Below are 23,383 nucleotides of genomic sequence, written 5' to 3'. Positions count from 1 at the left end.
GAACAGGAGGGAAGGCATATGCTGGGATCATCGATTTCGCTTGCTTATGTCGTCATGTTGCTCATCGTCTCGAGTATTGGTTTAGTATTCGGCAGTATTCTGTTGATGAAAGGTACGATTAGAGGACGTTATGCTGCTTGTTACTTACTCGCTGCCGCTATTTTTCCTAGTGCTATGTTGATTACCTCGTCAGAAGGATTGCTGTTTCAACATTTACGGTTCGAGAGCTCTTGGTTCCTTGCGATTGTCTCCTGGTTACTCGTCTTATCGGCGGGTTACATTGTCTCGATTACGGGTGCACTGATCGTTCGTTATCTGTACCGGTATACGACGACGTTTGATCGCGTCAAACGTTACGCGACGCGACGATTCCGTCATCATGAAGCATAAACAAAAATCCGGAAGAACCAGGCATCTGGCTCTTCCGGATTTTTTTTATGAGTTGGCGTACAGGAGATCTTCTTCGGTTGATCCTTCTTGTTGGCGAGTCGGGTCCTGGATCCGACCTGTCACTTCTGTTAGCAGGCGACGTGGTAAGAGACGAGACAAGGAAACCATTGCTCGGTTGCTTGCACCTGGAACGACGACGCGGCGACCTTTGAGCATGCCACGATATCCAGCAAAAGCGACGAGGTGAGACGGCATACTCTTGAACGGTAGCGTGATGTTCGCTCGATCGAAGAAGTTCGTATCAGTTGGTCCCGGACAGAGGCATGTCACGCTGACGCCAGAGCCGTCGACTTCCGTTGCAAGTGCTTCGGAGAATGAGAGGACATAGGCTTTTGTCGCATAGTACACACTCATGTAAGGTCCTGGCATGAAGGCGGCAACAGACGCGACATTCAAGATGCGTCCAAAACCACGTTCGACCATTCCCGGTAAGAGCCGTTTCGTCAAGTCCGTTAAGGCGACGACATTGACTTGGATTGAGTTGATATCTTCTGTTGGATCAATTTCTGCAAAGCGTCCCGATGTGGCGAAGCCGGCGTTATTGAACAGCAGATCAACCGTCAACTCTTGCTCCTCTAAGTACTGCACAAGGCGATCAACACTATCGTTTAGTGATAAATCAGCAGCAAATACATACACTTTAATCTGATAGCGTTTTTCGAGGACTTGTTGCAGTTCCTTCAACTTTTTTTCATTGCGGGCAACGAGGACACAATCAAAACCATCGCGCGCTGCAAGGACAGCGAGGTCGAGTCCGATTCCACCCGATGCACCGGTAATCAGGGCTGTTTTTCGTAACATAGGACATTCCTCCATTCGAAATCGTGAATCTGAGTCTAGTGTATACCATTCCATACCGTTCCCGCGAATCCTATCTCGTAAGCATTTACTTTTCTTATCACTGGTCCAACCAGTATGATAGAACAGGAGAGAGGAAGTGGAACAAATGAGGAAAAAAGTAACTGTCGCGCTGTTGCTCGCAACGTTTTTAGCCGCGATCGAGGGGACGATCGTCGCAACGGCAACACCTGTCATGGCGAGTGAGCTGAACGGGGCAAAATTAGTCAGTTGGATTTTTGCCGGCTTCTTGTTGTTCATGGCTGTCTCGACACCGATTTATGGAAAAATGGCCGATTTATATGGACGAAAACGCGTCCTGTTGTTCGGGATTGGTGTCTTTACGGTGGCTTCGTTAGCCTGTGGACTCGCTCAATCGATGGAGATGTTAATCGTCTTCCGTGCCGTTCAAGGGATTGGAGCAGGGGCCGTGTTACCGATTGCGATGACGATTATCGGTGATTTGTATACATATGAGGAACGCGGGAAAATCCAAGGGGTTCTCAGTGCAGTATGGGGGATTTCGGGTGTCGCCGGACCACTCGTCGGTGGGTTCCTTGTTGAATCACTCTCATGGCGCTATATCTTCTTGTTGAACGTGCCGTTTGCGTTATTGTCCTTTTTCATGATTGTCGTGTACTACAAAGAGACGGTCCGCGAAACGGAGCGGAAAATTGATTATCGGGGTGCGTTACTGTTTGCGCTCGGGATGAGTGCATTTCTGTATGGCTTATTATCAGGCAGTGAATCGGAGACATTCTTACGTCCAGTCATTCTAGCCAGCTTTTTCATTAGTTTCGTTTTACTGTTTACGTTTTATCGTGTTGAGAAAAAGGCAAGCGATCCGCTGTTGCCGCCAGCGGTCATTCGTCATCCTGTCATTCTTGTGATTAACTTGGCGGTCTTCTTTTCCGCCTGGGTGCTCGTCTCAATGTCGGCGTATATTCCGATCTTTGCCCAAGGCGTGCTCGGAAAGAGTCCGACCGAAGCCGGGTTCATGTTGATGCCACTGTCCCTTTTTTGGACGCTAACGGCAATCATTGGTGGACGCACGATTGGTGTCGCTTCACCCCGATACCGGACGATGACCGGGATGGGATTGCTGATCGTCGGTACGACGATTTTATCGTTGATTACGCGAGAGTCGAGTGATGTCTTCATCTATCTTGCCGTTTCACTAATCGGAATCGGCTTTGGTCTCTCGCAACCGGTCTTCATGGTTGTGCTCCAGACGTCCGTCGATTGGTCACTTCGTGGATCAGCAACAGCTGTTAACTCGTTCCTGAGTACGACAGGACAGACGCTTGGTGTAGCGATCTTTGGGACAATCTTTAACTTATCGATTCTCCGTTCGTTTGCAGCGTCGGATAAACTTTCCGATTACGCGATTGATCCCTTTTTCCAATCAAGTACGGCAAAAATGTTCGGACAAGACGTGCAGTATGCAGCAGAAATCGCATTGTCTCACGGTTTGCGTTACGTCTTCATCGGTGGAATCATTTGCGCTGTTCTCGCGTTCGCGATGACATGGCGTTTACCAAAAGTCCGACCTGAGGACCCACGATCATAATGAAAAGCGGACCAGGATGATGTTCATCCTGGTCCGCTTTTCATATTAGGAAGAGTGACTGCTCGCACTCTCGCGCTGAGCAATCTGTTCACGAATATCGCGTTCATTGCGTCGGAGGAACAATCCGATTCCGATCAACAGTAAAGCCGCACCTGTGATTTGAATCCATGTCAACTTTTCATCAAACAGATAATAACCAAAAATCATGCCCCAAACCGCTTCACCGAGGATCGTGATGCTGACGATACTGGCGCTGACGCGCGCGAGTGCCCAGTTGAACAAATTGTGACCGAGTAACGTCGGGAAGACGGCGAGAAGAATATAGAGCCACCAGTCCTGTTGGAACGAAGCAACAAGATTCGTCGATTGAATCAATGATAGTAACAGCAAGACAATTGACGCGACGGCATAGACACCAAACGAATAGAGGTTCGTTGAGACACTCGTCCGAACGTGTTGTCCGAGCAGCCAGTAACCGGCGACGAGAATCGTTGCTAGTAAAGCAAGACCGTCTCCAATCAAGGCACGCATGCCGACAGCGATATCACCATAAGCGACTAGTCCGCCACCGAACAATGCGACGGCGACAAACAGAAGTGCTTTACGCGACGGATGTTGTTTGAAAAATAGCGCGTTACCAGCGAGGACGAAAATCGGACTTGCTGTCACGAAGAGCGTCGAGCTCGCAACTGTCGTATAATCAAGAGAGAGGAACCACAGCCAAAAATGACCGGCGAGCAAAAAGCCACTTAGTAGCATGTGTCGAATCGTCGACGAACTGAGTTGCAAAAGTTCCTTCAATCGAATGAGCGGAAGCAACAACAAGGTCGAGAACAACATGCGGTAAAACGCGACAGCCTCAATCGGGGTCTCCGCCCACTTAACGAAGATTGCCGATGTTGAAATAAAGAATAAAGCCATGAATAACGTAAAATAGGGCATGGGTACCTCCACATGTCTGAAGTAAGGAAATGAGGGTGAAGCGTGTGCAATTGATTATTGCTGAAAAACCAAAACAAGCTGAAAAACTGGCGGCTCCGTACCCGTCCGTGAAACGAGACGGCTACATTGAAATCAAGCCCTGCGATCGGTTTCCGCAAGGTGCAAAACTCGCCTATGCGGTCGGACACTTGTGCGAACTCCAAGAGCCAGCGCATTACGACGCCAAATGGAAGCGCTGGAACTATGACCATTTGCCGATTATTCCGGAACGATTTGATTACCGACTAGCAAAGGGCAAGAGCAAACCGTATCAAGTCATCAAAAAATTATTAAACGAGCGGACGACGACTTCCATCATTATAGCATCGGATGCCGAACGAGAGGGAGAGGCAATCGTACGGTTGATTTTACGTCTTGCAAACAATGCGAAACCACTGCAACGACTTTGGATTTCCAGCCTAACGCCGCAAGCCGTCGATCATGGTTTTGCGAATCTACTTGATGGTAAGGAAACGGAAAACATTTTCCACGAGGCGATGAGTCGCGCTTGCGCTGACTGGTTGATTGGGATGAATGCGTCCCGTGCCTATACGACGTTACTGAAAAAGAAAGGCATTGCAGACGTCTTTTCGCTCGGACGGGTCCAAACACCGACGCTCGCTTTGATCGTCGAACGAGAAAAACAGATCGAGAATTTCCAACCGGAGACGTATTATGAAGTCGAAGCAGATTTTACTCGTTACAAAGGGAAATACATCAATGCGAAGAAACAGACGAAACTGAGTGATCGGGAGCTCGCCCAAGCGATTGTCGATCGGACGAAAGGAACAGGCATCGTCGCATCAATCGAGAAAAAAAGGCAAACGGAACGTCCACCGTTTTGGTTCAGTTTGTCACTTTTACAAACGGAAGCGAGCCGACGCTTTGGACTCGGTGCCAAAGAGACGCTCGATATCGCACAAAAACTCTACATTCGCGGATGGATCAGTTATCCGCGAACAGACTCGTCTTTCGTGACGAAAGAGGAAGCAGGTCAGTTCCCGATCATACTCAATCGGTTACTAAAACAAGCCGAGTACAGCCCAATCAAAGATATCCTGACGAATAATCCGGCAAATGATAAACGCTACGTCAATCCGGCGAAAGTCAGCGACCACTATGCGATCATTCCGACAGAAGAGGCGGGTGCCGTCGCTAAGTTATCGGGTCGCGATGCCCAAGTCTACGATTTGATCGTTCGACGTTTTCTAGCAGCATTTGCACCAGACGCGGTCTCAGAGAAAACAGAAATCGTAACGACGCGTGAGATGGATCGTTTCCTGACACGCGGTAGTCGAACGATTGATCCGGGCTTTAAACAGGTCCTGCAAATCGAAGCGAAGGAAGTCGAATTGCCAGCTGTTGAACAAGGACAAGAGATGCCAATCAAAGGCTGTCGTCTGCTTGAGAAACAAACAGAACCGCCGAAACGCTATACGGAAGGGACACTGATCCTCGGTATGAAAACGGCAGGTAAACTGCTTGAGGACGATCTGCAAGCGATCATGAAGGAGATTGAAGGACTCGGGACGGAAGCAACCCGTGCTGGAATCATCGACGGACTAAAACGGCGAGAGTACATCAAACTCGTCAAAAAAGAGATTCATCCGACGCCAAAAGGTCGAATATTGATCGATGCCGTGACGGGAAGTATCCTTGCCTCACCGGAAATGACAGCGAAGTGGGAGAGCCGTCTTGAACAGATTGGGAAAGGCGAAGCATCTGCCGCCCAGTTCATTGAACAGGCGAAAAAATTGTCGGAGCATCTCGTCGTCGATGCGAAACAACGAATTGAACAACTCGCTGTTGATCCGACGCAAGTCAAAAGCAAATCACCGCGTGGAGCAACGAATCGCCCGGTCGGTCCATGTCCACTGTGCCAGTCAGCAGTCCTTGATCGTGGGAAGTTTTATGGGTGTAGTGGATATCAAAAGAACAACTGTGGTTTTACATTACCGAAAACGATTCTAGGTGCCCGACTGACGCAGACGGAAGTCAAAAAAGTACTCGCTGGTCAGAAGACAAAGCCGCTTGAGATGAAAAAGAATGCGCGTCAGTTTAAGGCGATGCTTTATCTCGAACGAGATCAATTAAAATTCGAATTTACGAAAGGAGAAGACTGATGCAATATGAATTGATTCAAAATCAAACGTTTCGTCCCGTCTTTGAACGACTTTTACAAGAGGGGCTTCGTTTGACGGTCTGGTTTCCGGACCACATCGAAGTGCAGTCGGCAGAAGGACTCGTCGAAGAAGCAGAAGAATTATTTGGTGTGACAGCGGAAGTAATTGACGATCCACAATCGTTCGGCAAGCACATTTTGCTTCCGTATTTGACGGAAGTCGAGCACCGAGAGGATGGATTCATCCGCTATGAAGCTGAATTGACGGAAGAGTTACGCCATCTCGTGCGGGAGTTGACGTTGCCGATGTTGACGGAAGGTGACTTCGAGGTGTTGTATTCGTACCAAATCGAGACAGATACAGAACGGTTCTTCGTCGAAGACTGGTTCCAAGCCGAATTACAAAAACTACCTAACTAGGTGAAACTTTCTTGAACAGGATGACGTAGTATGATTTATCGTTATCATCTTGTTCAAGGGGAGGATTCATTATGTTTACACTATCATTCATAGACGATGAGTTTGGAGGCGCAGGTTTTTTATCAGGCATACCGATTTTCATTGTCGGTTTTTTTGTTCTCATCATCGGTTTCATTCTGTTCGGAGTTATATCTGCTGCCTCAAAGGGGATCTCAACGAATTCTTTGACGACTCAACTGCGCGAACATGCAGCGCGTCTTGTCAGTCCAGTGGAATCAGATGCACTAAATTACGTCGCTTACTTAGAATCGTTAAGAAGTTTTCCGGTTGAAAAGTCGAATCTCGAACCGTTTCGGATTGCGACGGGTATTTTAAAGCTCGTTCAAGGAGCGGACGAGATTTCGGAAACGACAAAAAAACAAGTGTTAGCCCAGTATTTACGGCTTGGTATTTTGGATGCAGATCATTTAGCAGACGAACAGCCGGTCCGTAATCACAGTCATAGTCATCACCATCATCATTAAAAGAGTCCTGAGAGGCTCTTTTTTTATTGGAAACCGTCAAATCGTGACATCTAATTGTCATATACAACGATTTAGATTAAAGTTGTATGAAATTGAAATCTTTTTGAGCAGAATACTGTGTATCGATTGAAAAAAGTTTACAATGAATGGACGGGAATACCTTTATTGCTGGATATGGGTAAAGGGAAAGGAGTTGAATTCCTCCAATGAAAACATGGCTGAATCGAACGATTGGACGTCAAATCATGTCCGCGTTTTATGTGATTTTTTTGACACTGCTGTTAACGACTGGTGGTGTTTACCTATATACGAAACAACAGGTGGATGAATCACGACAAGAGTTGAAGATGCTAAATGAGCACCGGACACGGGCGACCGATTTATATGAGTCGTGGCAAAGCATGCAGTATGAAGTGCGTGGTTTCGTCTTACTAGGCGACGAAGAGATGTTAAAGGAAATCGAAGCGAAAAAGAACGGTATCAACCGGCAAACGACTTGGTTCGAGCGCAATGCACGTTTTAAAGAAGAACGACAATACGCAACGGACGCTCGGGAACTTTATACCGCCTATACACAACGTGTCATGCCAAGTCTCATCAACTATGTCGCGGCGAAAAAAGACGGTAAGGTGACGGAACCATTCTTACAGATGCCGACACTCGGGAAAGTTACGAAATCAAAAACACTCGATCCACAGCGGAAGTTCAATATCAAAACGAAAAGTGCAGCTGATATGAGTTCGAGTATCGTCGATATGGAGACGGTCTTTACGAAGTATCGCAATTCCTTAAATGATCAAGAGACGGTAGCACAAGAACGACTCGGCAAACAAGTCAACTCGTCACAAATCCTCGGAGCGGTCAATATCGCGATTTTATTATTGATCACACTCGTCTTCGTGCGACCGTTCGTTCGTCGCTTGACACGTCAGTTGCGTCAATTGAACCGCGAAAGTGGACGACTCGCGAATGGTGAGGATGCGACACCAATCGTCATCACGAACCGTCAAGATGAGATTGGTGAATTGACGACGACGTTTAACCAGATGGCAGCCGCTATCTCGGGTCAAAAATACCAACTCGTCTCAAGTAATGATGAACTGCAAAGTCAGCAGGAAGAGTTGATTGCGCAACAAGAAGAACTGCAATCGCAACAGGAAGAACTCGAAGAAGCGCTTGATATCACGTTACGTAACGAGACGCATTTGCGTTATCGAAACGAGTTGACGGAGACGCTTGCTTCGCGTGAAACGTTGACGGCGTACCCAGCGATCATCGAAAAGTTGATTACGATCACTGATGCTGAACTTGGCGCGATTGTTTTCTTAGAGCAAGACCGTTATACGGATATCGTCTCGTACGGGATGACGACAGCACAAGAGCATCAGTTACTGCATGCTTCGACATCGTTAATCGAACGCGCACGCTTGAACAAACGCGCCGTTCGCTCAAGTAAACAAGTCGCAAGTCATCATCCACTTCCATATCCGTACACAATGTATGAAATTGTCGTACCGGTCATGGACCCAGCAACGAATACGATGATTGCGAGTATCTATCTCGTTCGTTACCGAGATGCCTTCACGGAAGATCAGACGAACGAAATTTGGTCGTTCTCGCGTCAATTGGCACTCTCCTTGCTCCGGATGCGTGTCTTTGAGGAAGTCGAACGAGAACGCGAAAAAACGTCGAAACTCCTTCACTCGATTCGAGAGGCTGTCATTTATATCGAAGGGGAAACGATCTTTGCGAACAAACCGTTGCTCGCGTTGTTCCATCACCCTGCACATGATCAAGTCGCGGATGAAGGGTTGATGACGCTTGATGTTAAAATCGAAGAGCTAGCGGTGCAGGTCGATCAACACGAGGCGTTCTTAACCTATATGGATCACGTCTGTAGCCAGGAAATTCCGACAGAAAGCTTATCGTTGTCCTTGAATAAAGAAGAACGATTCATCACGTTGTATGCAGAAGAAATTCATTATGGCGGTTGTTTCCGCGGCACAATGCTTGTCTTACGTGACGTGACGGCAGAGACAGCAATCGATCGGATGAAATCGGAGTTCGTCTCAACCGTATCACATGAATTGCGGACACCACTTGCGTCAATTTACGGTTATACAGAATTGATGCTTGCGCGAGACGTCAATGAATCCAAACGTCAGCGGTATCTCGAGACGATTCATGCTGAAACCGAACGGTTAACGAATCTCGTCAATGACTTCTTAGACGTACAACGAATGGAGTCGAGTCAGCAACAGTATGAATTCAAACCGCTCGATTTGATAAAAGTCATTCAGGAGACGGCCGAGTTCCATACGGCTTCGGCGAAAGATCATGAACTCGTCCTTGATTTCGAGGAATCAACGACAGGACGGATTCATGCTGATGAGCAAAAGATGCGTCAACTATTTACGAATCTCATTAATAATGCGATTAAGTATTCACCGGATGGTGGTCAGATTACGATCACGATGCGTCAAGTCGAAGATCGCGTTCAGTTAAAAATTGAAGACGAAGGAATCGGTATTCCCCGTCATGCGTTGCCACAACTATTCAGTAAGTTTTATCGCGTTGATAATTCCGATAGTCGGAAAATCGGCGGTACGGGTCTCGGGCTCGCGATTTGTCAGGAAATCGTTCGTTCACACGAAGGGATGATTCATGTCGAATCAACAGAAGGTGTCGGTTCGGTGTTCATCGTCGAATTGCCGATCGTTCAGTCCGTTGTCCCGGTTACAGAATCAGTTGACGAGTGTTAAAATCCAAAACGTCCGTTTGACTGTTCATGAAATCAAACGGACGTTTTTTGTTGATTTTACCTACGAAACGGGAATCGAGTTATATAAAAAAGAAAGGAAGTGAGGAGATGCGGCGTAGTAGATGGCCTTGTTAAGTCCGGCGATCGATCATTCTTTGGGCACTCATGGAAGGGAGTAGTGCGTTCATTCCGGCTTATGTGATTGAACGATTCTACTGGGAAGCACGCGGTATGAGTATTGCTGATGTCGTCATCGCTGAGGTTGTCTTTGCTTGGGTGATGTTGATTTGTGAGGTGCCGTTTGGTCTATTATCCGATCGATGGGGTAGAAAGCCATTCATTCTGGCTGGTTTTGTATGCGAGTGGTTATCGTTCACGGTGTTGCTTGAAGCCTATTCACTATCTGCATTCCTCTTAGCGATGGTATTTGCTGGTATCGGTAGCGCAGCACTTAGTGGAGCGCTTGAAGCACACGTCTATGAAACATTGCATATGCATGGGATAGCGGTGCGATTTGAAGTGATTTGGCGGATGATATCGATTTGTGGTTTGCTCACGGCAGGACTTGCAGCGCTCATAGGTAGTTATGCGGTCCGATTCGTCGACTTGATCTGGCATTATCAAGTATCTTGGTGGGTCTTACTCGGAACGGTGCTGTTATCGTGTTTCCTGAAGGAAGCACCTCGGATAACAGAGGAGAAGTCTCATTCATTTTTGGCATTGCTCAAAGCGTTTTCGATCCGGTGTGTTTATGTTCGAATCCTTTGCCTTGTCTTGTTATACGCAGCAACAATTGATTTCGTTGATGAGTTTTGGCAACTTTATTTACGTGACCAGTCGATACCGATGATCTATATGGGTCTCGTCTTCGTGTTGCTTCAACTCATGCAGGCAATCGGTGCGTCCTTGTCACGGGTTCGATCGCCCGTCGGGTGGGCGATGATCTACATCGTCTGCCTTGCTGGATTGTCAGTGGCGTCACCGCTGATCAGTATCGGGTTACTCGGTCTGTTGTACTTGTGTTACGGCTGGGTAGAGCAGTATGTGACGACAATTATTCAAGAAGTAGCACCAGAAAACGGACGCGCGACATTTACGTCGCTGATCTCGGTCATCGAACGTGTGTCAGTTCTTGGGACCGGAATGTTGTTCATCCTGATCGAACATACTTTCTCGCTTCAGATGACGTATGCTGCACTTGGTTTCGTCGCACTTGTGTTACTCCTATTGTATGTTATGACGCGAACGCGTCGGAACTGAATCAAAAAGAAGGACAAAGGTGCGATGACCTTTGTCCTTCTGCGTGATAATTACGATACTTGTTTTTGTGTTGGCATCGAACGATTTAATAACTGACGAGCTGGTTGCCACATCAATAGGGAGAGAACGCCTGCGAGTGCATAGACGAACTCAATCGCAAACAGATCAGCGAGCCAGCCGAATAATAAACTGCCGAGACAGAAACAGAGTGCGTAAACGGTTTGCTGAATGCTGTAGACATATGGTAACCGTTCGAGTGGTGTCGTCGTTTGCAACAACGTATTTAGCTCAATTGCCCGGACTTGACTGGCGAAGCCTTGAAATAGGCAGGCGATCACGGCAAGCGTGACGACCGGAGCGAAGGCGAACAAGAAAGTCGCCCCAATGGATAAGCCGATGCTGCGATAAAGCAAAGAACGCGTCCCGCGACGACGTAACATCATATAACTACCGGCAATCATACTGAGTAGATAAAAGGCGTTTAGAATACCCCACCAGCGTTCTGATAACTGGAAGTGGGTGTCGATGTAGACGAGGAACAATGCAGAAATCCAAGCCGTACTGACGAACGCATCGATTCCGACGAGGTACGTGTTGGCTTTCGCGTAAGGGTGTGCTCGTGTATAGCGAATGCTTGACCGGAAGGAAATATCTTCACCATCCATTGCTGGATCAGCTAAAGTACGGACGCTCCGGTAAAACAGATAACTGATGACACTTGCACTTAAAAAGAGACCCGCTGAGACGGACAAGACGGAAAGCGGCGATAACAGACTGACGAGAATGGCACCGAGCGGCCACATGACGAGCTGAATCACTTGATTCGAACCTTGTACGAGACTGTTTGCCTTTTGAACGTCTTGGCATAGTCGAGGGATGAAAGCACTCTCGATCGGACGAGCAAATCCGTCGAAGAAGGCGATACAACCAACGAGCCCAAGAACGAGTGGCAGTGATAAATCAAGTCCCCAGATGATGCCTAAAAGAATCGTCTTGAGGAGCTGGCTACTAAATAATAAAGATGCATGTGGGACTCGTTGAGCGACTTGAGCGAATAAAAAGCCACTTCCTGTCATCCCTGCTGTGACGAGAACAGGAAACAGGGCAGCGAGACTCGCTTGCCCTGTCGTTTGATAAATCATCGCGATCAGGGAGACGATATAGAGCGCATCTCCCGCATTCGCAATCCATTGACTGACCAATAAAAGCGTAAACCGGTTCATTCTGAATGACCTCCATATCGTACGTATTTAGTTAGGAGTGAGAATTCAGAATGATTTACATCGGACGCCCTCATTTCATGTTTTTTTCTAGTGTAAGAGGAAAAAAATGGATTGTCAATCAGAATCGTGATGGGATTTCAGTGCAACGGGTGTAAAGGGATCAACCAACGACGTCGCGGCTGCTTCGTCTTGGGCACGAGATGCCGATAGCTTGATTGGTTTTAGTTGCTGGCGGAAACGGAAAGCCCGTTCGAGGCGACTCATGAATAGATTACTGAAAAAGACGACTAATGCTAGTCCAATAAGCGGAACGAGGAACATATGATTGAGCCAAGATGTTGCGGAAAACTGGTTGAAGTAATAGCCGAACATCGATGACCATTCAAAAATCGTTGGCATAACACCTTCATATAAAGCGACTGTGCCGGCGAAGAAAATGCCTAAGAGTGATAAATGAATCAGTAACATCAATGTTTGAATGAACTGTTGCATAAAAACGATTGTCAACGTTGGAACAAGGTGCGGCCAAATGTGACGTCTGAATCGATACCATGGACTACCACCGAGCGTCTGGGCGACAATCATGAACTCTTGACTGAGTAACTGACGAGTTTCAGCAATCAGATAGAGCGATAAAGAGGGCAGACCTAGTAGAATTAAAATAGTCAATTCAAATGACACACGATTAAATAGTGGTGGAACCACAGTCGAGTCTGTAAAAAAAAGAGATGAGAAGAGCAGCAATAAAGCAACGAGAGAGAGTGGTAAGACTAAAAAGCCGTCAAGGACAAGTTTCAAGTATTGATTGACGCGAGCATTTCGGAAAGCTAGCGGAATCGCAATGATTAACGAGAGAATCATACGACTAAGAGCAACAATCGTACATACACCAATGGTCCATTTAAAACCTTCAATCATCATTTGAAAGAGATCATAGCCGGAACGATCCGTACCGAGCCATTGATCGCTCGATGGTTTTAGAGGCGACGTCGCAAGGAATGTACCGTCCTCAGCATAACGATTCGAGATTTGGTCAACATGACCATCGCGGAAAATCGTATTACCGAAACTTAGAAGTAATAAGCCAATAAGAAGTGAGGCGCAGAGCCAAAAGATAGGATCTCGCATAAGCGTTCGACGCATCAAATCCCTCCTTTCCAAGCCTGAGGAATAAGCCATTCTGCCAGTAAATCAATGATAAAAATCGGTAGATAGATTAAAAATAAAATGACCATCAAAATTGGCATTTGCCCAAAATAAAGAGCGAATCGAAACAGCCCTTGTACTTGGAACGTGTACTCAATGATTAGTAGACTCGATAAGACCGTGATGATATTAGCTCGGAAAAATAGATAAAATCGATAGATCATCGTTGGCAGTAGATGTTTCCAGAATAGAGCAGTTGGATGAATACCTTTTGCCCGTGCTAGTTCAAGGAATGGTGCTGCTTCTTGTTCAAGGACTTGAGTCGTCAACCATTTGATAAAGAAGAACAGTGTTGTCAACGTCAGCGTGAGAATCGGTAAAAAGCGAATCGAATCCGCATAGGTTCCTGCAATCTCAATTTTGTTATAGCCTGTCATCTTAAATAAATAGATGACGAGGAATTGTGAGAGAATAATCCAAAATAAGTCTGGGACCATCTCAAGCGTCCGTGTCGCCTGTTTCAACACTGTTCGTGTTCGGCGACCACTTCGATAAAACAGATAGGCGTAAAGAATGGCGCCTATCGCGGAAATCAGCATAGCTGTCGTAAAAATGATTAAAGTCTCTTGAATGTATGGTTGTAAAGAAGGGAGTAGCAGAACTTGTTTTTGAGCCGTTACATTAAAATAAGTAATTTCATCAAGTTTCGTTAATTGAGCAAATTGCTGCTTGAGACCTTCCCAGTAGCTTGCTGGATGGAACTTCATTTGTGCGACGAGCGCCGGAAGGGCGCTGATCGCAATCAAGACAAAAAATGCCACGATGAGCTGCATCGATTTTCGAGCGATAAAAGCCATGAAGTGAGAAACTCCTTTCTTTGGATCCTCAACCGATAGCGAGGATCCGGTCATTCCCAATCTGGATCAACTGACTGTTCATATGCTTACGGCGAAGCACGTAGCGTTCGAACTGTTGTGTCGCGATGAACGAATCGCGCGTCGAGACCGTCGAGAGGGTCATTAAGACATGCTTTAATTGTGGTTGTCCTTCTTGTAACGAAAGATGCGTCATCCGGTTTGCTCCGTCGAGTCGATTGAGGAATAGTTCGATCTTGCAGCCTTCCTTGATCAATTCACTAATTAAAAACGCTGCTTGTTCGATGAATGTCTCGAATTGTTGATGGAGCCCGTAGCCGCTTGGTGCCGATAAATTCAAGGCAATCGTAAACGTGTCTTGATTACTCGTTTCGAACACTTTTGCTTGCAGCCGACCGGTCTTCGCCGTCGCATACCAATCAATCTCTTTTGACGGTTCCGCTGTATAAGGTTTTGCACCAAGCTGAACGAGTTTGTTCTTGAGCGGTGAGTACCGGTCTGGTCGGTCACCGATTCGTAAACGTTGCAAAAGCAAGGGTGTTGCTTGTGCCGTCAAGGATGGTAAGACCGTAAACGACGGATAAGTATCGAACGTAAAGAGATAGACACCCATCTTCCAAGGCAGGCGAATTGTCAAGATGATCTCATCGAACTCGGCCGGTCCACGTCGAACGGTCTGAATCGGGATCGTCACGTCATCTTCCGAGTCGATCACCGCATGAAATGTTGCTGGGTGAAGCGGGTCCATCTCTGGAAAGATGACACCATCCGTATGCAAACGAAGTGTCGCTTCGAGTCCGAGCTGACTTAAAGATTCGACGCCGAAGACTTGTAAGTGGAGCGATGTCTGTTCTTGATTAAACATTAACGATTCATAGTGTTTCCATTCGATTGCCACGTCCCGACGGAGCTGTTTCTCTGTTCGACCGACGACGAAATGAATCGTCGCCAAAGCTGCGAACAAAAAACCGAGGACGGAAAGACTTGGAATGAATAAGAAGATGAACGTCATTGTGACGTACAGTGGAAATAACCGACGCTCTAGCCAAAATGGAACGGAACGTTCAATCTGCATGACGTATCACCCCATTTCGACCGGAACTGGAACGTCATCGAGAATATGTGTTAACACACCGGCTTTCGTCGTTTTGATTCCGCCTTCGAGTGTCAGTGTCAAACGGTGGGAGAGGACGTGTTTCGCAAGATGTTTGATGTCTTCTGGGATGATGAAATCACGTTGATTCAAGAAAGCATAACTTTGGGAAGCACGGAGTAACGCAATTGCGCCACGCGGACTAACCCCAACTTCAACGAGTTCATGGTTCCGTGTCGCTTGGACGATGTGTAATAGATAATCGAGTACGTCTTGTGATGCGTGGACACGACGTGCTTCTTCCTGCCAGGAAATCAAGTCTCCACCTGACGCGATCCCAACAGCTGAACGACGAACATTCGTTAGAATCTCAGTCAACAAGCGGCGTTCGTTCTCGAAGTCCGGATAACCAACTTCGATCGCGACCATGAACCGGTCGAGTTGTGCATCTGGTAGCGGGAACGTTCCGGCTGACTCGATTGGGTTTTGTGTCGCGATGACGAAGAATGGGGCTGGCATCTGATAGGTTGTACCGCCGATTGAGACTTGGCGTTCTTCCATCGCTTCAAGCAATGCCGATTGTGTCCGAGGAACGGCACGGTTGATCTCATCAATCAAGACGACATTCGCGAACAGCGGACCACGTTTATTTTCGAACTCTTGGGTCTTTAAGTTGAAGAAGTCCGAACCGATGACATCTGACGGGAGAAGGTCCGCTGTGAATTGAATCCGGGAGAAGGCACTCTCGAAGCTTTGAGCGAGTGCTTTCGCAAGCATCGTTTTACCGGTTCCTGGTACATCTTCAAGAAGAATGTGTCCTTCAGCGATAAGTGCCGTCAGACAGAGATCGATGACGTCTGGTTTACCGAGATAGATGGAATTGAGTTGGTCTTTTAATTGTTGTAGTTTCACAGGAAATCCCTCCAAGGTTAAAGTGATGAGTAGCGTGCTAATTGTTGTTCAAAGCGTAGAATCTCTTCGTCCGTGACGATTGTTTCCGACATGTCGCCGTAACGGATATTCCGGTACAACTGAAAATCGACAGGGATCTTAATCCGACGTAACCAGTCTTCAAGTGTCTCGTTCGGGCGTCGTTGTTGACCGCGAGGTAAACGTTTCTCAAAGTGGATGACGAGATCGCGGACACGTGAAGACGAATACGATGAATACAGATAAGGCGATTTTCTTAAAGAAGCAGGGCGAAAGATTGATTGAGCGAGTGGAACGTCATCCGTTACTTCTCCTGTAGAATGACGTCGTTTTTTCACGCGACGTGACTGAACGAGTTTCCAGATCATGAGACTAAACAAGGTGATTAAAATGATGTATTGTAGATAAAAAAATGGAGAGTTAGACGCATCCGATTTAAAGGATTTCCAGAGCTCCTTTGGACCAGGTCGTGGATCAATCGGTTCAAAAGGCATTTTGCCTCTCGCTTTAGAAGATGGGCGATCGTTTTTAAAAATGATTTCGCCGTTTGCATCAGCCTCTGCCATCGAAGGCTTTTTAAAAGGATCCGGCATGATGTAATGCGTGTAAATATACGTCGCGGTAGTTTGAAACAAAAATAGTCCAATCAAAATGACACCAAGCGACATGATGAAGCGTTGCCGTAACACACATATTCCTCCTCTCCGTCTGTATAAAGGAACAAGAAAATGACAATTCGATTAATTAAGGAAAAAATATCCATATGTACTTAGGAAGATTTTAGCATACACGCTTAACAAATAAAAACAATTTTCTGAAAATAAAGACAAGGTGGGACGATTCATTTTCAAGCACTGAGGGTATGATTGAATCAGTGGATCTTGAAAGGGAAAGGATGTTTTTGTATGAAGTTAATTATTTTTGGAGCAACTGGTCAAACAGGACAAGAGCTCGTTAAACAGGCAATCGATCACGGACATGAGGTCACGGCATTCGTCCGGAGTCCGGAAAAACTAACGCTACGCGACGAACGGTTACATGTCGTCAAAGGAGATGTTCTCACTCAAGAAGAAGTGACAGCTGCAGTTGCCGGACAAGATGCTGTATTAACGGCGCTTGGTACGGAGAGTCTTGCCTATAGTGGTTTTTTAGAGCGGAGTCTCGTCCGAATCGTAACAGCGATGAAAAAACAGGGAGTGGAACGGATTGGTTACGTCGCCTCTGCCGGTGTTGATGATGAGTTACCGGGCGTGCAAGGGATGCTTGCCCAACGTATTTTGAAAAATCCACTGAAAGATCACCGTCAAGCGATTGCGCTCCTTCAGCAAGCAGACGTCAACTATACGGTGGCGCGACCACTTCGTTTACTGAACGGTCCATTGACTGGACTTTATCGTCAAGCTGACGTAGGCGTACCGGAAGATGCGAAACAAATCAATCGAGCGGATGTAGCGCATTTCCTCTTACAGGCGATTGAGACGGAAGAGCATATCAAATCGAGTATTGGATTAGCTGAATGATAGATAAAGGTCTCTCCCGTATCATGCGGAAGAGACCTTTTTACGTGATTATTGTTGACGGTAGACGGAAACCGAACCACCGTTGACGAAGAATTGACCGTAGCCATCTTGGTTGATCGTGACGGATGCTGTATTGTTACCAGTGATGTCCGTCCAGACTTCTCCTTTGTTCTGAAGACCGACGTACATCCACTTGCTACCGCCTGGACCGTCTGAGAGGATTGTCGCAAGCCCGGATTTCGTACGATCTGAAACACCTTCTCGTGTCCAACCGATGACGTCTTGGTTATCGAGGTAATCATTTTGTTTTCCGAACGCGAAGTCTTTCCGTGCTTTGAGCAACGGATCAATTTTCGAAGCGAGTGCTGGAATTTCGCGGGTCGACGTGCCTTTTGTTCCATAGTAATCACCATAGAAGACCGATGGATATCCTTGTTCACGTGTCAGGATCATCGCGTAAGCGAGTGGTTTGAACCATGATTGAACTGTTGATTCAAGCGATTGTCCAGGTTGCGAGTCATGGTTTTCGACGAGTGTCACGGCTTGGACTGGATTACTCTTGACGAGTGTTCCGTCAAAGATCGTCCGCATATCGTAGTATCCGCCACCTTTACTTGCCTGTTCGAATTTATAATGAAGCGGGGCATCAAAGACGGATTGTTGATAATTCGTCCGGCTTAAGTAGTTTTGTAACGTTCCGAGATCGTTCTGCCAGTACTCGGCGACCGTGAATAGCGGTTTGCCCGTCGCCTGACGAACGCTCGCGAGCCAGTCCGCTAAATATCCATGTTTGATATGTTTGACGGCATCGAGGCGGAACCCATCAAGACCGAGTTCATTGACGTACCACTTGCCCCAGTTCTTCATTTCTTGTTGGACTTCTGGGTGATCGAAATCGAGATCGGCATACATTAAGTAATCGTAGTTGCCGTTTTCAGTTGAGACATCCGTATCCCATGCCTTACCAGTTCCACGGAATTTATAGATAGCACTTTTTGAGCGAGACTGATCCCAGTCTGTACCGTCAAAGTGATACCATTTCCATTTAAAGTTTGAGTAGAGATTATTCCGTGCTGCAAAGTTGAAGCCTGTCCACGCCTGGATTTGATAGTCACCAGAGACTTCTTGGTTGCGGTTGCCTGGATTGACTTCGACTGCCGTCACGGCTTCCGTGAAATCAGCGCCACCCTTATGATTCATGACGACGTCACCATAGACGTCGATACCTGCAGTATGCAATTGACCGATCGCTGTCTTTAACTGTGCCTTTGTGCCATACTTCGTGCGAACCGTTCCTTTTTGGTTGAATTCACCTAAATCGTACAGATCGTAGGCACCGTACCCGACGTCATTTTGCGAGGTACCTTTGTAGGCAGGCGGAATCCAGACCGATGTGATTCCGAGTTGATCGAGTTTTGTCGCATCACTGCCGAGACGATTCCAATGATTGCCGTCATTTGGTACGTACCATTCGAAGTACTGCATCATCGTACCATTGTCAGCTGTTGCACCGACTGCAATCGGTTGCGCAAGTGGCGCTAAAAAAGCAGCAGATGCGACAGTTGCTAAAATCCATCCTTTTTGTTTCACGTAAAGACCTCCTTATGATTTGTGAAAGCGCTTGCATAATTTATTATAGTGAAGTCTTGAAGAGAAGGAATATCGTCCCGGATTCTTATTTGTCAGTCTCTTTTGTTCATGACTTTTGACCCTAGAATATTTCGTTAGCGGAAATATTTTAATGATATTGACGTCTTGGATGAAAAAAATCAGGACCATCTAACCGTTGCCTTTCGATGAATAATCTGAATGAACGCTCAACATCAAAAAAGCAGGTCTATCGTCCATCTTCCACCATGAATGGATTCGATGTGAAAATGAGCGTGTAACAACTGCTTTCATACATACCATTCGAGGGGGAACACACATGAACTGGAAGTCAAAGGTCACAGGTGCGCTTGCCGCTACACTTGCACTCGGGTCAATCGTCTTTACACCGGTCACAGCAAAAACAGTCGATCCAAAACAAGTTTCGGCAGGTCCACAGATGGTCACGTCGCAATCGACAATCGATGCGTACTATCTACCAGCAGCAGGAAAAACAGGGGCAGCGTTGAAGGCATCGCTGCACGATATCATCGATAACCATACACAAGTGTCATACGATACGGTATGGACTGCACTGAAAGAAACAGATCAAGATCCAAATAATGCGAACAACGTCATCGAGTTATACACGGGGAAATCGATTTCGAAGAGCAACAATGGTGGGAATGTCGGTCAATGGAACCGGGAACACGTCTGGGCAAAGTCGCACGGTGATTTTGGAACAGCTAACGGACCAGGAACAGACTTGCATCACTTACGCCCGGAAGATGTCGTCGTCAACAGTGCACGGGGCAACCTTGACTTCGACAATGGTGGTACGAAGTATAGTGGATGCGATTGCTACCGGGACGGCGATTCGTGGGAACCACCGAACCGCGTCAAAGGTGACATCGCACGGATGATCTTCTACATGGCAGTTCGTTATGAAGGTGGCGGGGAAATCGACCTCGAAGCTTCAGAGAATGTCAACAACGGAACGAATCCGTTACACGGAAAATTATCAACGCTAAAAGCATGGAACAAACTCGACCCAGTCGATAGCTTCGAAATGCGTCGCAATGATGTCATCTTCGAGAAGTGGCAAAAAAACCGGAATCCATTCATCGATCATCCGGAATACGTGACATCAATTTGGGGAAATTGATGCCTGAACAGTAAATTGTGAAATGCGATGTTCTCGGAGAGGAGAAGATCGCATTTTTTTATTAGGATACAGAACAACTTGCTTCACGTTACATGGAACTGAAACCTTTTGGAAAGAATAGCCGTACACTATCTCGTAAGCCATTTTTATCAGAAAGGTCGTACGGTATGATCAAACGCATATTTAACAAACGAAATATCAAATGGGTAGTTGGAAGTGGAATCGTCGCTTGCGTCGCATTCTGGTATAGCGTTGGAATTTTCGTCAATAGAGGAGAACGACCACTTGCTGATGGCACGTCACCGTATGTCATTGTCCTCGGTGCTGGTGTCAAAGGAGAGAAACCGTCGCAAATCTTACATAACCGTATTCAGGCGGCAGCGACATATGGGAAACAACATCCTGAAGTCCGCTTTATTTTGAGCGGTGGACAAGGAGCGGATGAAGACATCTCTGAAGCAGAAGCGATGCGACGGGGGATGGTGGCATCTGGTATTGAAGAGGAACGCTTGATACTTGAGTCGAGCTCGACGTCAACGACAGAAAATCTGCAGTTCTCAAAAGACTTGTTACCAAAGGACGTTCGTCGCGTCTCCATCGTCACTTCAGACTTTCACCTGTATCGTGCGCGACAAGAGGCGAAACAACTTGGGTTGCAGACGGATGCGATTCCGGCTGAGACACCACTTTCAGGAGTCCTCCGCTTCGGGATGCGCGAACGCGTCGCAATCGTTGTACAGTTTTTACGCTAAAAACCCCGACGTGTTGAACACGTCAGGGTGATTTAAGAAGTGCACCGGAGTGATTAGATGCCTTCGCCTTTATGCTTTTCCTCAGAGTTTTGAGAAGAACTTGCTTGGTGATCAGAAGCATCATGCTCAGCGGGTGGTTCTTCTTTGCCGAGTGCAACGTCCTTCGCTTCGACGACTTTATTGCTGATCGCACTCAAGTCACCTTTCGTCTCATTGACAGTGTCTTTCACTGTCGAAGCATCTGATTTCACTGTTTCTAGTTCTGTGTTCACTTTGTCATAGACATTTTGAACGTCAGATGCAACTTCTTGAATGATACTTGAAGCACTTTTCACTTGATTGATGACTTGTGATGCTTTTCCTGACGGGTCTTCCTTGATGGAAGACGCGAGTGTGGAAACGGAATCCTTCGCACCACGTAAGCTCTGTTTTGTGTTTTGGCGGGACGAAGAGCTAAGTAGCGTCAATAGTCCACCGACAAGGGCACCGAGCAACATCCCTGTGACGAGATTGACTTGACGACCTGATGATTCTTCTTGATCAAACTGACGATTCGGATGTTCTGCGTGCGCTGCGTGTGGATCATGTTGAAGTTTCGGTTCCATGATGAACACTCCCTTGAGATAATATTTAACCATGATATGGATATACCCTTGTGAGTGAATCAAAAACATCTAAAAATAACATGTATTTGAAATGAATAAAAAAAGACCATCGTGATATGATGGTCTAAGAGGTTCATTTGTTGGATGAATCATCATCATTTTCGTGACGAAGTTTTCGGTTGATTTCATCATAATCGATTTCGATATCATCTTTGTTGCCCTTGTAGCCATATCCTTTCGAAATGACGATGATCGAGGCGACCAAGACGAATACGATGATGAGAATGGAGACGACATATAACCACATAGTCCACTCCTCCTTTCGTTCACTTTCTAGTATGACGGAAAACGCAGCTTCCGTCTAAACGAAATTGTAGGTTGTGTGCTAAACTGATGTCAGATAAACATGTTAAACGGAACGAGGTGACGGCGCATGAGTATTTTGGTCGTAGATGACGAATTAACGAATTTGATGCTCCTAGAGCGATTGTTAGAAAATGAAGGATATGACGTCGTCAAAGCGATGAGTGGGGAAGAAGCAATTGAGTTGATGGAGGATCCGTTATTCATTGAACAGTTGGACGTCGTTCTCCTCGATGTTGAAATGCCGGGGATCAGCGGAATCGAGGCGACTCGTTTGATTCGAAAGCGATTCGGTCTCGATGAGTTGCCGATTCTAATTGTCTCCGGGCGATCAAATGAAGAAGATATCGTTGATGGACTTGATGCAGGAGCATCAGATTATACGACGAAACCAATCCGTAAAACGGAATTGCTCGCACGAGTTCGCAATGCAGTCGGCTTGAAGCAGGCAATCGATGCGCGGAAGCGATACGAAAAAGTCTTGCAAGAAGATTTTGATTTAGCGCAAAAATTACAACAAAGTGTGCTTAGTGCCAATATCGAGGATGATGAGATCCGGATCATGGCGACGTATATCCCGTCTAAGAAATTAGCGGGGGATATGTATGCGTGGTATCGCATCTCTCAGAATAAATACGGCATCATCTTGTTCGATGTTATGGGGCATGGTGTCTCTTCTGCCTTAATCACGATGGGAATGAGTTCGATTTTGTTCGAACTCGTACACCGAATCGGTGATCCGGCTCAAGTCCTTGAAGAGTTGAATCAACAGATGAGTCGATTGTTCCCAGGGGACGAGACAGAAATCTATTTCACAGCCGTCTACCTGTATATCGACTTAGATGAGATGAAACTCAGCTATGCGAACGCAGGGCATCCACCTGGTTTACTACGAATGAATGATCAAATCATTCCGCTTGAGAATACGGGACTTCCAGTCGGTATGTTCGAAGACTCCACATATTCGAGTAAGACGATCGATATCGTCTCGCCAGGATGTGTTTATCTCTATACGGACGGCTTCATGGAACTCTATAGTAAAGGCATTGATGAAGGGATCCACGCGATCCAGAACTTGATTGAACAACAAGGACCAAACATTCACCAGTTGATCCAACCGGATCAGAGCGATGAAGCGGATGATCTTTGTCTCGTGACAGTCGAGATTAACTAAAGTACACAAAAAGACCAAGCGACGG

Annotated in this window: 22 protein-coding genes; 11 read left to right on the top strand and 11 right to left on the bottom strand. The window is 46.6% G+C overall.

The features are described from left to right. The first annotated feature begins 18 nt into the window (after positions 1 to 18). Complete coding sequence (locus ACV3PA_RS13660; protein ID WP_456125074.1) at positions 19 to 390, top strand: hypothetical protein; 372 nt, start codon at positions 19 to 21, stop codon at positions 388 to 390. Between the two features lie 45 nt (positions 391 to 435). On the opposite strand, the gene ACV3PA_RS13655 is transcribed toward ACV3PA_RS13660, so the two are convergent. Next, the gene (locus tag ACV3PA_RS13655) at positions 436 to 1,251 is read right to left on the bottom strand and encodes an SDR family NAD(P)-dependent oxidoreductase (RefSeq protein WP_053452850.1); all 816 of its coding nucleotides are present in this window, start codon (positions 1,249 to 1,251) and stop codon (positions 436 to 438) included. Positions 1,252 to 1,396: 145 nt separating this feature from the next. Here ACV3PA_RS13655 and ACV3PA_RS13650 point away from each other — a divergent pair, with 145 nt between their 5' ends. Then, positions 1,397 to 2,857 (top strand): MDR family MFS transporter, encoded by a 1,461-nt coding sequence (locus ACV3PA_RS13650; RefSeq protein ID WP_053452851.1) that lies wholly within the window; start codon positions 1,397 to 1,399, stop codon positions 2,855 to 2,857. A 45-nt stretch (positions 2,858 to 2,902) separates the two neighbouring features. Here the strand turns inward: ACV3PA_RS13650 and ACV3PA_RS13645 are convergent, their stop codons facing one another. After that, entirely contained in the window at positions 2,903 to 3,799 is an 897-nt protein-coding gene (locus tag ACV3PA_RS13645) for a DMT family transporter (protein ID WP_456125073.1), read from the bottom strand. A 44-nt stretch (positions 3,800 to 3,843) separates the two neighbouring features. On the opposite strand from ACV3PA_RS13645, the gene ACV3PA_RS13640 reads away from it, so the two are divergent. The 5 genes from ACV3PA_RS13640 to ACV3PA_RS13620 all read left to right on the top strand — a co-directional run bounded on the left by ACV3PA_RS13640 (position 3,844) and on the right by ACV3PA_RS13620 (position 10,925). Continuing rightward, positions 3,844 to 5,961 carry a DNA topoisomerase III gene (locus tag ACV3PA_RS13640; RefSeq protein ID WP_053452853.1) on the top strand — a complete coding sequence of 706 codons (2,118 nt, stop codon included), beginning with the start codon at positions 3,844 to 3,846 and terminating at the stop codon, positions 5,959 to 5,961. Further along, positions 5,961 to 6,380: a hypothetical protein gene (locus tag ACV3PA_RS13635; protein ID WP_053452854.1), complete on the top strand. Its 420-nt coding sequence runs from the start codon at positions 5,961 to 5,963 to the stop codon at positions 6,378 to 6,380. The genes ACV3PA_RS13640 and ACV3PA_RS13635 overlap by 1 nt, the downstream gene beginning before the upstream one ends. A gap of 71 nt (positions 6,381 to 6,451) precedes the next feature. After that, complete coding sequence (locus tag ACV3PA_RS13630; protein WP_053452855.1) at positions 6,452 to 6,904, top strand: hypothetical protein; 453 nt, start codon at positions 6,452 to 6,454, stop codon at positions 6,902 to 6,904. Positions 6,905 to 7,110: 206 nt separating this feature from the next. Then, positions 7,111 to 9,666, top strand: a complete 2,556-nt coding sequence (locus ACV3PA_RS13625; RefSeq protein WP_456125072.1) for an ATP-binding protein — start codon at positions 7,111 to 7,113, stop codon at positions 9,664 to 9,666. A gap of 164 nt (positions 9,667 to 9,830) precedes the next feature. Continuing rightward, positions 9,831 to 10,925: an MFS transporter gene (locus tag ACV3PA_RS13620; RefSeq protein ID WP_456125071.1), complete on the top strand. Its 1,095-nt coding sequence runs from the start codon at positions 9,831 to 9,833 to the stop codon at positions 10,923 to 10,925. Between the two features lie 50 nt (positions 10,926 to 10,975). On the opposite strand, the gene ACV3PA_RS13615 is transcribed toward ACV3PA_RS13620, so the two are convergent. The 6 genes from ACV3PA_RS13615 to ACV3PA_RS13590 all read right to left on the bottom strand — a co-directional run bounded on the left by ACV3PA_RS13615 (position 10,976) and on the right by ACV3PA_RS13590 (position 16,881). Beyond that, positions 10,976 to 12,148, bottom strand: coding sequence for an MFS transporter (locus ACV3PA_RS13615; RefSeq protein WP_456125070.1), 1,173 nt, complete (start codon positions 12,146 to 12,148; stop codon positions 10,976 to 10,978). A gap of 114 nt (positions 12,149 to 12,262) precedes the next feature. After that, entirely contained in the window at positions 12,263 to 13,291 is a 1,029-nt protein-coding gene (locus ACV3PA_RS13610) for an ABC transporter permease subunit (protein ID WP_456125069.1), read from the bottom strand. Further along, a complete protein-coding gene (locus ACV3PA_RS13605; protein WP_456125068.1) occupies positions 13,291 to 14,151 on the bottom strand; it encodes an ABC transporter permease subunit in 861 nt (286 codons plus the stop codon). Before ACV3PA_RS13605 ends, ACV3PA_RS13610 begins: the two co-directional genes overlap by 1 nt. 28 nt (positions 14,152 to 14,179) lie before the next feature. Beyond that, a complete protein-coding gene (locus tag ACV3PA_RS13600; protein ID WP_456125067.1) occupies positions 14,180 to 15,244 on the bottom strand; it encodes a DUF58 domain-containing protein in 1,065 nt (354 codons plus the stop codon). A gap of 6 nt (positions 15,245 to 15,250) precedes the next feature. Beyond that, on the bottom strand, positions 15,251 to 16,174 hold the full coding sequence (locus ACV3PA_RS13595) for an AAA family ATPase (protein ID WP_456125066.1): 924 nt from the start codon (positions 16,172 to 16,174) through the stop codon (positions 15,251 to 15,253). 17 nt (positions 16,175 to 16,191) lie between these two features. After that, entirely contained in the window at positions 16,192 to 16,881 is a 690-nt protein-coding gene (locus ACV3PA_RS13590; protein ID WP_456125065.1) for a hypothetical protein, read from the bottom strand. Between the two features lie 216 nt (positions 16,882 to 17,097). On the opposite strand from ACV3PA_RS13590, the gene ACV3PA_RS13585 reads away from it, so the two are divergent. Next, positions 17,098 to 17,712, top strand: coding sequence for an NAD(P)-dependent oxidoreductase (locus ACV3PA_RS13585; protein ID WP_456125064.1), 615 nt, complete (start codon positions 17,098 to 17,100; stop codon positions 17,710 to 17,712). 48 nt (positions 17,713 to 17,760) lie between these two features. Here ACV3PA_RS13585 and amyS read toward each other — a convergent pair whose 3' ends face one another. Beyond that, entirely contained in the window at positions 17,761 to 19,284 is a 1,524-nt protein-coding gene (amyS, locus tag ACV3PA_RS13580) for an alpha-amylase (RefSeq protein WP_456125978.1), read from the bottom strand. Positions 19,285 to 19,639: 355 nt separating this feature from the next. On the opposite strand from amyS, the gene ACV3PA_RS13575 reads away from it, so the two are divergent. Next, on the top strand, positions 19,640 to 20,464 hold the full coding sequence (locus ACV3PA_RS13575; protein ID WP_456125063.1) for an endonuclease I family protein: 825 nt from the start codon (positions 19,640 to 19,642) through the stop codon (positions 20,462 to 20,464). A 167-nt stretch (positions 20,465 to 20,631) separates the two neighbouring features. After that, complete coding sequence (locus ACV3PA_RS13570; RefSeq protein WP_053452866.1) at positions 20,632 to 21,216, top strand: YdcF family protein; 585 nt, start codon at positions 20,632 to 20,634, stop codon at positions 21,214 to 21,216. 53 nt (positions 21,217 to 21,269) lie between these two features. Here the strand turns inward: ACV3PA_RS13570 and ACV3PA_RS13565 are convergent, their stop codons facing one another. Beyond that, positions 21,270 to 21,821: a hypothetical protein gene (locus ACV3PA_RS13565; RefSeq protein ID WP_053452867.1), complete on the bottom strand. Its 552-nt coding sequence runs from the start codon at positions 21,819 to 21,821 to the stop codon at positions 21,270 to 21,272. Between the two features lie 133 nt (positions 21,822 to 21,954). After that, positions 21,955 to 22,128 (bottom strand): YtzI protein, encoded by a 174-nt coding sequence (ytzI, locus tag ACV3PA_RS13560; RefSeq protein WP_023467656.1) that lies wholly within the window; start codon positions 22,126 to 22,128, stop codon positions 21,955 to 21,957. A gap of 126 nt (positions 22,129 to 22,254) precedes the next feature. Between ytzI and ACV3PA_RS13555 the strand changes: the two genes are divergently transcribed. Next, on the top strand, positions 22,255 to 23,358 hold the full coding sequence (locus ACV3PA_RS13555) for a PP2C family protein-serine/threonine phosphatase (protein ID WP_053452868.1): 1,104 nt from the start codon (positions 22,255 to 22,257) through the stop codon (positions 23,356 to 23,358). Positions 23,359 to 23,383 lie beyond the last annotated feature (25 nt).

Source organism: Exiguobacterium sp. EA-TM-5 (assembly GCF_053878415.1).
Note: the sequence above shows the minus strand (reverse complement) of the source record. Positions and strands in the feature narration are given on the sequence as shown.